Source organism: Xenorhabdus littoralis (assembly GCF_033949345.1).
GTDB classification, from domain to species: domain Bacteria; phylum Pseudomonadota; class Gammaproteobacteria; order Enterobacterales; family Enterobacteriaceae; genus Xenorhabdus; species Xenorhabdus littoralis.
In genome coordinates, this window is sequence record NZ_VCDP01000005.1 from 127307 (window position 1) to 139970 (window position 12664).

General features: G+C 43.6%; 14 protein-coding genes. 7 read left to right on the top strand and 7 right to left on the bottom strand.

All coding sequences use genetic code 11. From position 1 onward, the window contains the following. Positions 1-417: 417 nt before the first annotated feature. A complete protein-coding gene (locus FE394_RS02310) occupies positions 418-1002 on the bottom strand; it encodes an Ail/Lom family outer membrane beta-barrel protein (protein WP_419836288.1) in 585 nt (194 codons plus the stop codon). Between the two features lie 390 nt (positions 1003-1392). Between FE394_RS02310 and FE394_RS02315 the strand changes: the two genes are divergently transcribed. After that, complete coding sequence (locus FE394_RS02315; RefSeq protein WP_319924785.1) at positions 1393-2667, top strand: bifunctional O-acetylhomoserine aminocarboxypropyltransferase/cysteine synthase; 1275 nt, start codon at positions 1393-1395, stop codon at positions 2665-2667. Between the two features lie 99 nt (positions 2668-2766). On the opposite strand, the gene FE394_RS02320 is transcribed toward FE394_RS02315, so the two are convergent. Then, positions 2767-3420, bottom strand: coding sequence for an RtcB family protein (locus tag FE394_RS02320; RefSeq protein WP_319924786.1), 654 nt, complete (start codon positions 3418-3420; stop codon positions 2767-2769). Beyond that, the gene (locus FE394_RS02325; protein ID WP_319924787.1) at positions 3420-3629 is read right to left on the bottom strand and encodes a hypothetical protein; all 210 of its coding nucleotides are present in this window, start codon (positions 3627-3629) and stop codon (positions 3420-3422) included. Before FE394_RS02325 ends, FE394_RS02320 begins: the two co-directional genes overlap by 1 nt. 150 nt (positions 3630-3779) lie before the next feature. Here FE394_RS02325 and FE394_RS02330 point away from each other — a divergent pair, with 150 nt between their 5' ends. Both FE394_RS02330 and FE394_RS02335 read left to right on the top strand, forming a co-directional pair. Beyond that, positions 3780-4034 (top strand): type II toxin-antitoxin system Phd/YefM family antitoxin, encoded by a 255-nt coding sequence (locus FE394_RS02330; RefSeq protein WP_319924788.1) that lies wholly within the window; start codon positions 3780-3782, stop codon positions 4032-4034. Further along, on the top strand, positions 4031-4285 hold the full coding sequence (locus FE394_RS02335) for a Txe/YoeB family addiction module toxin (RefSeq protein ID WP_319924789.1): 255 nt from the start codon (positions 4031-4033) through the stop codon (positions 4283-4285). Before FE394_RS02330 ends, FE394_RS02335 begins: the two co-directional genes overlap by 4 nt. A gap of 112 nt (positions 4286-4397) precedes the next feature. On the opposite strand, the gene FE394_RS02340 is transcribed toward FE394_RS02335, so the two are convergent. The 4 genes from FE394_RS02340 to FE394_RS02355 are packed head-to-tail and all read right to left on the bottom strand — an operon-like array spanning position 4398 to position 8485. After that, positions 4398-5675 carry a F390 synthetase-related protein gene (locus tag FE394_RS02340; protein ID WP_319924790.1) on the bottom strand — a complete coding sequence of 426 codons (1278 nt, stop codon included), beginning with the start codon at positions 5673-5675 and terminating at the stop codon, positions 4398-4400. Continuing rightward, a complete protein-coding gene (locus FE394_RS02345; protein WP_319924791.1) occupies positions 5675-6478 on the bottom strand; it encodes an MBL fold metallo-hydrolase in 804 nt (267 codons plus the stop codon). The genes FE394_RS02340 and FE394_RS02345 overlap by 1 nt, the downstream gene beginning before the upstream one ends. Next, the gene (locus FE394_RS02350; RefSeq protein ID WP_319924792.1) at positions 6471-7490 is read right to left on the bottom strand and encodes an NAD-dependent epimerase/dehydratase family protein; all 1020 of its coding nucleotides are present in this window, start codon (positions 7488-7490) and stop codon (positions 6471-6473) included. Before FE394_RS02350 ends, FE394_RS02345 begins: the two co-directional genes overlap by 8 nt. Next, a complete protein-coding gene (locus tag FE394_RS02355; protein WP_319924793.1) occupies positions 7487-8485 on the bottom strand; it encodes a 3-oxoacyl-[acyl-carrier-protein] synthase III C-terminal domain-containing protein in 999 nt (332 codons plus the stop codon). Before FE394_RS02355 ends, FE394_RS02350 begins: the two co-directional genes overlap by 4 nt. 891 nt (positions 8486-9376) lie before the next feature. On the opposite strand from FE394_RS02355, the gene frdA reads away from it, so the two are divergent. The 4 genes from frdA to frdD form a co-directional block, all read left to right on the top strand. Beyond that, positions 9377-11173, top strand: coding sequence for a fumarate reductase (quinol) flavoprotein subunit (frdA, locus tag FE394_RS02360; RefSeq protein ID WP_319924794.1), 1797 nt, complete (start codon positions 9377-9379; stop codon positions 11171-11173). Beyond that, positions 11166-11900: a succinate dehydrogenase/fumarate reductase iron-sulfur subunit gene (locus FE394_RS02365; RefSeq protein ID WP_319924795.1), complete on the top strand. Its 735-nt coding sequence runs from the start codon at positions 11166-11168 to the stop codon at positions 11898-11900. The genes frdA and FE394_RS02365 overlap by 8 nt, the downstream gene beginning before the upstream one ends. A 14-nt stretch (positions 11901-11914) precedes the next feature. Continuing rightward, positions 11915-12310: a fumarate reductase subunit FrdC gene (gene frdC / locus FE394_RS02370; RefSeq protein WP_319924796.1), complete on the top strand. Its 396-nt coding sequence runs from the start codon at positions 11915-11917 to the stop codon at positions 12308-12310. Between the two features lie 15 nt (positions 12311-12325). After that, positions 12326-12664, top strand: a 339-nt coding sequence (gene frdD, locus FE394_RS02375; protein ID WP_319924808.1) for a fumarate reductase subunit FrdD, incomplete at its 3' end; no start/stop codon positions are given.

Sequence of the window (12664 nt, forward strand, 5' to 3'; positions counted from 1 at the left end):
TATATCCACCATTATCTATACCCACCGTCATTATCTGGGATTAATGGCCGACGAATACGCGATGTATTATTTAATTAATTCATTGCGTAATTAATTAACGGGTCATTAATAAATTAGTCATTAGGGATTTATAATTACGTGGAATATAGCGATCCGAATAGCCGATACATGCAGAAAATATCCAGTCAGTGCAGGTATATTATGCGTTATTTAAAGAGATGATGAGACTGTCCGGGTAATGAAGAAAATATCCAGAAGGGTATAATATAGTTTAATATTCGTTGTAAAATAAAATTGTGACAATAGAAAATAAAGGCGCATTCAATATTGAATGCGCCTTGTCTCTATGAGCATGAAATTTTAGTTAATATACAATATATCTAAGTAAAACAATCTCATATAGTTCAGGAATTTGTTTTAAAAACGATAGCCTACGCCGATATTAAACCCATTAATACCATGATTTTTACTGTCTCCATATTTCGCATATGATCCTTCATAACCAGCATAAAGGCTGAGGTTTTGAATTGGATTAACCTCTATTCCGGCACCATAAGCAAGATTGGTTGATTTTCCATTCGCCTTTTCAGAACGAAAAGTTGCTGTCCCATTATGTCCCTGATAGGTTGCGTTTAATGAACCATCAACTTTTGAATGGGAAAATCCCAACAACCCATATATACTGACATAATCATTAATGCGGTAAGCAGGACCTGCCATTAATGAATAATATTTCATATCAATATTTCTTTTCCAAGAGTTGTACTTATTATTTTCACTATCGCTTTCACTGCCCTTCATATAAGTAAAGGAACCTATAATACTGACAGGTGAATCCCATTCATAACGATAGTGAAGATTTACCCCGCGAATATGTTTAAAATCCTGCACCTTACTTTGTACAAAACCCACTGCGACAGTCTGTGAATCAGCATAAGAAAATGAGCCATATATCAAACCGGATACGACTAAAGTTGCAAGAAACGCTTTTTTCATCATCATCAATAATTACCTTTTATGTCATTGAACGTTTAAAGTATAGATAGCATCTGTAAGACAATTAGAAAAAATGCAACAAGTGTGAGTCATATTGGATTATTAATACTGTTACATAACCATCACTTATAGATATATTGTATAAAAAAAACCAAACACATACTTTTTTAAAGTCGATATCAAATTGATATCTATTGATATTTATTTTTGATATATCTCAGTCATATTGCCATTTTGTAAATTAGTCATAATTTTTGTTTTAATAGGCGTCCCTCAGCAATTCAGCAAAGGAATCTGAATCATCACATCAATAAAAACGCATACACCACTCTTTTGGATTGTCAGTCTCGAACATAAACAGTTTTTCACTTAACGATTTAGCTAAAGGAAATGACAATGAAATTAGAAACCCTATCCATCCATGCAGGTTATTCACCTGATCCCACGACCAAATCAGTTGCCGTCCCGATTTATCAGACCACATCTTACGCCTTCGATGATTCCCAGCATGGTGCTGATCTGTTTGCCTTAAACGTGGCAGGCAATATTTACTCCCGCATCATGAATCCGACCAATGATGTACTGGAGAAACGCGTCGCTGCTTTGGAAGGAGGTATTGGTGCGCTTGCGGTTGCTTCTGGCATGGCAGCAGTGACCTACGCAATTCAGACCATTGCCACTGTAGGGGATAACATTGTCGCCGTTGCAAAATTATATGGTGGAACGTATAACCTGATGGCACACACGTTCCCGAGCATCGGGATTGAAACCCGTTTTGTTGATCACAACGATCTGGCTGCCATTGAAGCCATGATTGACGGGAAAACCAAGGCGATATTTTGCGAATCCATCACTAACCCCGGCGGGCATATCATTGATATCCAGGCAATGGCCGACGTTGCCCATCGTCACGGTGTTCCCCTTATTGTCGATAACACTGTCGCAACCCCTTATTTATGCCGTCCATTTGAACATGGCGCAGATGTGATCATTCATTCCCTGACCAAATATATTGGTGGCCACGGTACATCCATTGGTGGAATGATCGTTGATTCAGGTAAATTCCCTTGGGCGGAACATCAAGATCGCTTTGCAATTCTGAGCACGCCAGATCCTTCGTACCACGGGATAAATTATAACGAACATTTTGGTGCTGCTGCCTTTATCGCACGTTGCCGCGTTGGGCCACTGCGGAGCACGGGTGCAGCGTTATCTCCTTTCAATGCCTTCTTAATTCTACAGGGTCTTGAAACATTGGCCCTGCGCATGGAACGCCATACAGAGAATGCTTTGAAAATTGCGCAGTACTTAGACCAACACCCACAAGTTTCATGGGTTAAATATGCAGGACTAGCGACACATCCAGAATATGAGTTAGCTGTACGCTATATGGGCGGGAAGCCTGCTGCTATCCTCTCTTTCGGTATCAAGGGAGGAGAAGAGGCAGGAATACGTTTTATCGATGCCCTGCAACTGATAGTTCGTCTGGTGAATATTGGTGATGCTAAATCATTGGCTTGCCACCCTGCATCAACAACTCACAGTCAGTTAAATGATGAAGAAATGGCAAAAGCAGGTGTATTCAGCGATTTAATTCGCCTGTCTATCGGAATCGAACATAGCGATGACATTATTGCCGATCTTGCTCAAGCGCTGGATGCAGCGAAATAGTTTTCAATATTGTTTATATACAACTATGAGTAATATATGAGCAATAACAGGGTGCGGCTCTGACAACCGCACTTTGTTAATAATAAGCCCGATAAAATATCAGGCCTTAAAAGTCATCCACGGCCTGACCCTTGCTATAGTCTGAATCAGTCCCATTTGCTCCTGAATCTCAATCACAGGTGTAATCGGTTTATAAGCTTCAGGCGCCTCTTCCCGCAAACGCTCACTTTTCAATGTAATGCACTGCCACGGCAACCGACTGTTTTTCTGGAGATTCGGCAATTTACCACGCATTTCCTGACGCCGAACTGAACGCCCCGCGCCATGCGAACAAGACCATAACCAATCCGGATTACCTTTTCCTTTCACCAAATAGGAATAATCGCCCATTGAACCAGGAATCAACGCCAACTCATCTACTCGCGCGGGTGTTGCTCCTTTACGGTGAAGGTTCATTCCCTGTTCAGGAAAAATAATATTATGCGAGAGATCGACAACCAGCTTGCTTTTATCCTGAGCAAAGACTTTCTTCCATGCCGCACGCACTAATTCACTCAAAACAATACGGTTTGCCCACGCGTAACGCGCTGCTACGCCCATCGCCAATAAATATTCCTGCGTATAATCTGCCGTCAAACCAAACAAGCCAGATGCCGGATATTTTTCTGTAGTAGGCCACAGCGCCCTTGCTTTATCTGCCCAGCGCTGACCAATGTAGAAACCTACATCACGTGAGCCAGTATGGATCATCATCAAAACTTCACCTTCCCGGATACCGGCTGCATAAGCGGCATGCCGATCAAAGATCGTATGGCGCTTAATTCGCTATGAATCCGTTTGAAATCCGCCTGTTGCCAAATTCCTTGGAGTGGTAATTCCTGTAACCATGCTTCCAGCCCGTCATCAAATAGCGCACTGAATGAATTGGATGTTACAGGTACGTCACGTTGATCTAGTAACAATTTGGGTTGTAAAGAAGGTAATTTGAACCGGCTTCAAATATTAATGGCAAGCCCAGTAAAACAACTAAATAATATTGTCAGCATAAAACTTGAGCAATTAACAGCATGCCTGTACAATGTTAAGTACTTATATATTGTGAGGTAATGACTATGGATGTTATGAGCTATTCAGCATTTCGTGCTCATTTAGCCAGCACTCTGGATAAAGTCAATGATGATCATCAGCCTGTCATGATCACGCGTCAAAACGGTAAGCCTGCGGTTGTACTCAGTTTGGAAGATTTTCGGGCTTATGAAGAAACGGCCTATTTGATGGCAAGTCCTAAAAATGCGGCTCGTTTAAATCAAGCAATTGCAGAAGTGGAAAATGGTAAAATCGTTGAAAAGGGCTTATTGGAAGAATGATTTTATCTTGGGCAGAAACAGCATGGGAAGATTATCTTTATTGGCAACAAACCGATAAAAAGATCCTAAAACGGATTAATATTCTTATCAGAGACATCAAACGACAACCCTTTGATGGACTGGGTGATCCAGAGCCCTTAAAACATAATTGGTCAGGATATTGGTCTAGACGGATTGATCGTGAACATCGTTTAGTTTATAAGGTGACAGATACTTCAATTATTATTGTACTATGTCGCTATCACTACTAATTTCATTTCATCTCGGTCTTCTTAATCTCCATACCAAAATAAAAAAGCGCAATCTGCTCTTCCTGCCTTCAGCACGAATGCGCTCCTATGCTAATTACGTATCTCTCCCAGACTATCCCTTTTTCCTGATAATCCGACGGCGTTTATTAAACAGATCCGGCAAGATCGTCTGCGAAACGCACTGCCACTCAATTTTAGCAATATCAACGCCCTGCCTGGCAAAATAATCCGTCAGTGCTGACTGGCATTTTTGCAGGATCGCAATATCACAATCCCCTTCCAGATATAGCCGCAAGTCCGTTTGCGTCAGCCGATAATCGCTCGTCAACGGCAAGGTATTGGCGATGATCCGTGAGCAAGGATCTGCGAAAATACTCACATCCTTCCCATCATGCGCAGGCAGGATCAACTGGTCATCGCTGCGCCCTTCGATACGTTCTATCGCTAATGCCGGATTACCACAAGCACACGGGGTTTCTTTCACGATCAGGATATCATCAAGCTGATAGCGTACAATTGGCTGAGATTCTCGCGTAAAATCCGTAATGATCGGACTAAAACGTGATTTATCGATCCATTTTGGCTCAATATGGAGAAATTCTTCATTAAGATGCAGCGTCCCATGCGAGCAAGTACACGCTAAGAAACCTTCCGTTGCCTGATAGATTTCCCCCACATCCCTGAATACACTCTCCAATAACTGGCGATCTTGTGGCTCCAGCACTTCAGCCACTGAAATCACTTTAGCAGGTGATAATGACACTTCACCCTGTTGGATTTTCAATGCCAATGCCCGCAATATCTGCGCGGGCGCAACAATGATTGTCGGCTGGTATTCCACCAGCGCTTGTACCTGCTGATTAAAATCGGCGAATAGATCAAAAAAACGGAAAGATATCCAACGATTCTGGACGCTGTCGTAGAGATTGTTTCCCGCCCGCAAAAATAATGCGGCCCGCTCACCATGAAATAAGCCGTTTGGCAGCATCTTAGCAAGCATTATCCCTGACCAAATGCTCCGCTCTTTAGGACTGATGACGAAAATACCACGTTGTCCTGACGTGCCGGACGACATCCCAACGCTGAATTTACCCACCATCGGCTTGAAATCTCGTGACTGTTCACTCAGCCGTGCGCATTCCAAGAGTTCATCACGCTTAAGCCCCGCAGTATTCATTCGGTCGAAATTTTCCATCATGATGGCTTTGTTCATCAGTGGATATTCCGCCAATGGCGAATCACCATAGGGAGAAAAATAAGGGCTTTTCGACAGTATGTTGCGCCGAAATGCCGCTAACTCTCTTGATTGGTGCTGTTCAAGTTGCTCTCGGTCAGAAAATTTCCACAGTTTCTTCGCGCGCCAGTAATACCAAAGTGTTTTAAGTATCATTACAAATCACCCTCATGACATAGCTGGATGGGAATTTGCTTTTGGTCAAGTTGATGCAGTTTATTCAATGTTTCGTAATAAGCTCGGCTGTCATCCATAATGAGATTTGCCAACTTTGCCGGCCCGCGCAATTCACGATAATTACTCGGAGACCATGCAGCATCTCCCGCCAACAACACCCATCCTTGTTCAGTTAATACACAAAGGCCAAGATGCCCCGCCGCATGACCGGGCAACGGCACAATAAACATCTGTTTCTGGCTCTCTGGCACGGCATAACCTTTTCCCAATACCGCTAGCTCTTCTGGCAAAGAACAGGCTTCAAATCCTTCATAAAAACTGACTCTGGATTCGAAATCCTCCGGTATTAATCCCCGGACAAATGCCCGTTTCAATGCGGCAATACCACGCAAATTGCGCGTTTGCTGCCAGCCCTCACCCGAACAAATAAATTTGGCCTGCGGAAAATCCCGCAGTCCGGCAATATGATCACCATGAAAATGGGAAATGATGATGCCATCAATATCATGCGACCGGATGCCTTCCTCTTTCAGTTGCATGACCAATGAGTCTTTAGTGTCAAAATAGACCGGCGTGACAGTGCGGTATAACCGAATAACCCCACTGCGGGTATGATCGTAAAAATGGCTGGCATATCCGGTATCAAGCAACCAGCGCTTGTCGTTGCATTCCAGCAACCATGCCCGGGCCGGAAATTTACATACGCGAAAGCTGGCACCTTTCAGTGCCATGCAGCCAGGATGGGTGCAGTATCCCGCTTCAAATACACGCATCTTAACCATGTGAACCAACCGATTCGTCTAGTTTCTTTAACCAATTGGCGGTTAAATGAATACCTTCTTCTATGGTATAAACCGGTGAATATCCCAGTTCTTCCCGTGCCTTTGAGTTATCCAGTGTCATGGAGTAATAGGCTGCCCCAATACTATAACGAGTCAATAACGGCTCTTTTTGAGTAATCATCGCAATACCCTCCAACATAGCCGCAAACCCGTATAAAAGTGGATAAGGCAATGCTTTGATCCGATATCCAAACTGCATCTCGTCAAATAACTGCCCTAATATCTTCGCCAACGGCTGAGGCTGCTGGTTGGTGATGTTATATATCGATCCACTTTGTAACCCTTCACGATGGGTCGCTAAGGACATGGCGTGAATGACATTCATGACATAGGTGAGATCCAACTCATTCTTCCCGCCCGCAGGTAAAACCATTGTTCCCTTACTCGCTTTAACTTGTGTCATCAAACGTGGCAACAACACTCGGTCATGCGGGCCAAACAGACCACGGGGACGCAGGATAATATACGTTGTCTCAGGGTAACGCTGAATAAGCTGGAGTATGCACTCCTCCGCCAAGAATTTCGTTCGTGCGTAATCATTTGCAAAACACTGACTACGCTGATTTTCAGTAATATTATGTTGGTGTGAAAAATTAAAATATACGGCAGGGGTAGAGATATGAATAAATCGCTGAATACCGCATATTCCCGCTGCTTGTGCCAGCATATAAGTCGCTGTCAGATTGATGCATTCAAATTCATCAGGATCACCCCAAGGGGAAGATTTAGCAGCACAATGCCAGACTGCATCACAATCTGACATCAGTTCAATTGCCTTATCCACCGTTAACGTTGCCAGCTCAGCACAACGGAATTCCGTACCCAATTGAGTCAATACCTCTCCTGCCCGTTGATCGCGCCCGGTGGCTACAACTGTCTCCCCACGCGATAACAGGTAATCAACAGCATTACGTCCTAAGCCACTTGTTGCCCCAGTTACAAGAATTTTCATGGTTTCAAAATCATCTCACTCAATGAAAGTCCTGCCGCTGTACCAAGCAACATCACGTATTCACGGTCATAATAACGATCTGTCATAATCGCTTCATGCAGAGCACTTGGAATTGAAGCGGCGACCTGATTACCACGATAACGGTAGATATTCACAAATCTCTCATCACTGATATTCAGTCGTTTGCGGATATGTTCCAACCCTAAATGACTGGCTTGATGGGGTATGACGGTATCAATTTCAGACATGGTCAAATGAGCACTGGCAAGTACGCGTTTGGTAAAATCTTCAATTAATGATGCAGTCAGTTTAAATAACGGCTTACCCTGCATCTGGAACAGAAAGTCACTGTCTTCCATACCTGTACGAAGGTTCTTGCGGGTTCCCCCTGCCCGGATCTCACATAACTCAAGGCCTTCTGGATAAGTTTCATGTTTGTAAGTCACAATTCCGCTCTGTCCATTCCCCTTTTCAACGATCACACAAGCCGCGCCATCACCAAAAATAAGGGAGGATTCTTGATGCGACCAATCAATGCCACGAGAAGCCATTTCCGCAGAAACAATGGCGATACGCCGATACTGATTAGCCGCCAATAATCCACTTGCAACATGCAAGGCCGAGATAAAACTGACACAGCTTGAATTAATATCAAAGCAGGCGGTTCCAGCCTTTAACTGACTCTCTTTTAAAATATGTGCGGCGGAATAAGGTAAAGCCTGAATAGGGATTGCAGAGGCTGAAATCAGGAGATCAATGGAATCCGGCGGGATTTGATGTGTTCGCAAGGTATCATGTAATGCGGCTACGGCCAATTTAGCCTGAGACGCTTCATAATCAGAATGGTAGCGATATTCAATTCCTGAACGTTTTTGTACAAAACCATTCGGTTTATTAAATTTCAAATCTAAATCGGATGAATACACCTTGTGTTCAGGTAAAGCAGTCCCAGAGGCAATGATCTTTAATGGGATCAATTCATTTGTATTTTTCATTTTTATTACTTCCAAATGTTAATTTTCTGTTTAATATTCGACCCAAATATGAAATGAGTTCTGATTATAGAATGAGAGGAAATTAGTATTTATCAGATAGTTTATTAAACCGGAAGTAGATATTTATGATACAGCACATTAGTAAATTGAAAGGGTTAATACAGATACATGATAAATAAAAGTTTTTAGCAATTTATTATTTCAGTGCCATAATTTTTTTTTAATAAAACATCAGAGTCATGAAATTTAATCATAGAGTTTGTTGTATTTATGTAAAATAAATATAAACATTAACTTACATATTTACTTGGTTGATTTAATTAATAAAAATAGTTTTTCTTGGTTTTTATTTCACATGTAAACCATAAGGCACCAAAGGTAAATCAAATATCATTTAAATATTAATCTAATACTTTTAGTGATTTTAATTCAAAAATAAAAATCATCTCCTCATAAAAATATAGACTAAAAGTATTTAGGTTATTCATTATAAATGAACCGGAATTATTTATTGCATCACCAAGACTAATATTTGATATAATAATTTTTACGTCATAAAACTGAGTGAGCGTCATATTAAGAATAGGTCATGCATAATTTATTTATTGCCATTCATATATCAATAAAACCGATAAAGTTATTTTCATGTTATGAATTAGTATTCAATATGAAGCAGTATTCGAGAGGGTAAAATGAGATTCAAATCACACTCTATCGGTGAAATCCTGCAAAACATGCATTTATATCAAGTTTCCCTTCTTGAGAATTCGTTATACTTAAAACCTGACAAAAAGTAATAGATATTGCCCCTAAATCGTTAAGGCATAGAAAATTACCTTCAACATTTGGTTCGGCAAGAAAATTTTTTTACTGGAACAATGGAGAAGCACAGTGCAAACCGTCAATGTCGACCTTGCGATTATCGGAGCCGGTGGCGCAGGACTGCGGGCAGCAATCGCTGCCGCTGAAGCCAATCCTCAGCTCAAAATCGCCTTGATCTCAAAAGTTTACCCTATGCGTAGCCATACCGTGGCCGCAGAAGGGGGATCGGCCGCAGTCACTCAATCACATGACTCTTATGATTTTCACTTCAATGACACGGTATCCGGCGGTGACTGGCTGTGTGAGCAAGATGTGGTGGAGTATTTCGTCAAACATTGCCCGACAGAAATGATCCAACTGGAGCAATGGGGCTGTCCTTGGAGCCGCAAGGAAGATGGTTCCGTGAATGTCCGGCGTTTCGGGGGGATGAAAATTGAACGCACATGGTTTGCCGCCGATAAAACCGGCTTTCATATGCTTCATACGTTGTTCCAGACCTCCCTGAAATATCCTCAGATTCAGCGCTTTGATGAGTATTTTGTCCTCGATATTCTGGTAGATGAAGGTCAAGTTCGTGGTTTGGTTGCTCTGAATATGATGGAAGGAACAAAAGTTCAAGTTCGCGCCAATGCAGTCATTATGGCAACGGGAGGAGCAGGACGCGTATACCGTTACAATACCAATGGCGGGATTGTTACCGGAGACGGCATGGGAATGGCGTTCCGCCACGGCGTCCCCTTACGCGATATGGAATTTGTGCAATATCATCCAACCGGTCTTCCCGGTTCCGGCATTTTGATGACAGAAGGTTGCCGGGGTGAGGGCGGGATTCTGGTGAACAAAGATGGCTATCGTTATTTACAGGATTATGGATTGGGGCCAGAAACACCTCTCGGACATCCTGAAAACAAATATATGGAATTGGGACCACGCGATAAAGTTTCCCAGGCATTCTGGCATGAATGGCGGGCGGGTCGCACCATCGCATCGCCACGCGGTGATGTGGTGTATTTGGATTTACGCCATTTGGGTGAGAAAAAACTGCTCGAACGTCTGCCGTTTATTTGTGAACTGGCAAAAGCCTATGTGGGTGTTGATCCGGTCAAAGAACCCATCCCCGTCCGCCCGACTGCGCATTACACGATGGGCGGGATCGAGACTAATCAGCGAGGTGAAACCCGAATCAGGGGGCTGTTCGCTATCGGGGAGTGTTCTTCTGTTGGCCTGCATGGTGCAAATCGCCTCGGCTCTAATTCTCTGGCTGAACTGGTTGTTTTTGGCCGTCTGGCTGGAGAAGAAGCAGCCAAACAGATTCCGGAAACTAAACCAGCCAATGACAGCATATTAAATGCTCAGGCTCGTGATATCGAAGATAAGCTCAACAAGCTGCTGAATCAGAAAGGCGGTGAGAATTGGGCGAAAATCCGCGATGAGATGGGAACGTCAATGGAAGAAGGCTGCGGTATTTACCGTACTCCAGAATTGATGCAGAAAACCATCGACAAAATTGCTGAACTGAAAGAGCGATTCAAGCATATCGAAATTAGTGACCGTTCCAGCGTATTCAATACCGATCTTCTCTATACCATTGAATTAGGATTCGGTTTGGATGTGGCTGAGTGTATGGCGCATTCTGCAATCAACCGCAAAGAGTCACGCGGTGCCCACCAGCGACTTGATGAAGGCTGTACCGAACGTGACGATGAAAATTTCCTGAAGCATACACTGGCTTTTTATAACCCTGAAGGCGCTCCTCGTCTGGAATACAGTGATGTGAAGATCACCAAATCTCAACCAGCGAAGCGGGTATACGGTGGTGAAGCGACAGCACAAGAGAAAAAACAGAAGGAGCAGGAGAATGGCTGAGATGAAAAATCTGAAAATGGAGATCATGCGCTATAACCCGGAAATTGACAGTGAACCTCATTTCGTCACGTATGACGTGCCTTATGATGAGCAGACCTCACTGCTGGATGCGTTGGGCTACATTAAGGATAATCTCGCGCCGGATCTCTCCTACCGCTGGTCTTGCCGTATGGCGATCTGTGGTTCTTGCGGCATGATGGTGAACCGTGTGCCCAAATTAGCGTGTAAAATCTTCCTGCGGGATTATGCCCAAGGAATGAAAGTTGAAGCGCTGGGTAATTTCCCGATTGAGCGGGATTTGGTTGTGGACATGACGCACTTTATTGAGAGTCTGGAAGCTATCAAACCCTATATTATCGGCAATGACCGCAAACCTGCCGATGGCCCTAACGTGCAGACACCTGCCCAAATGGCAAAATACCATCAGTTTTCGGGCTGTATCAACTGTGGGCTGTGCTACGCCGCCTGCCCGCAATTTGGTCTGAATCCTGAGTTTATCGGGCCTGCCGCGATCACACTGGCACATCGCTACAACCTTGATAACCGCGATAATGGCAAGAAAGAGCGTATGCCACAAATCAATAGTGATAACGGAGTCTGGTCTTGTACTTTTGTGGGGTACTGCTCTGAAGTTTGCCCGAAACATGTTGATCCGGCGGGTGCCATTCAGCAGAGCAAGGCAGAAAGCGCCAAAGATTTCCTTATCTCTATGCTGAAACCACAATAAGGGAGGAGAGAGTAATGACGACAAAACGTAAACCTTATGTGCGCGGTATGAAATCTAATTGGTGGCATAAGCTCGGTTTTTATCGCTTTTATATACTGCGCGAAGGAACATCCGTCCCCACCGTCTGGTTCAGCCTGCTGGTACTTTACGGTCTGTTTGCCCTGAAAAGCGGCCCTGAAAGCTGGGCGGGATTTGTCTCTTTCTTGCAGAATCCCGCTGTGTTGCTGATTAATATCATCACACTACTGGCGGCTTTATTGCATACGAAAACGTGGTTTGAACTGGCTCCGAAGGCTCTTAATATCATCGTCAAAAATGAGAAAATGGCACCGGGGCCAATTATCAAGTTGCTGTGGGCAGTCACAATTATTGCTACTGCCGTGATTCTCTCTGTCGCACTATTTTTCTAACCCCTAAAGGAGGATCTGATGAATCAAGTACCTAAGCGTTCCGACGAACCGATTTTCTGGGGTCTGTTTGGTGCCGGTGGGATGTGGAGCGCCATTGTTGGCCCTGCAATTATTTTGCTGCTGGGTATTTTGCTGCCACTCGGTCTGGCACCAGACGCACTTTCTTATGAACGCATCCTGACATTCTGCCAGAGCTTTATTGGTCGTATCTTTTTGCTGCTGATGATCAGCCTGCCACTATGGTGTGGATTGCACCGTATCCATCACGGAATGCACGATCTTAAAATTCATATACCTGCCGGTAAATGGATATTCTATGGTACGGCAGCTATTTTGAGTGTTGTTGCGTTGATT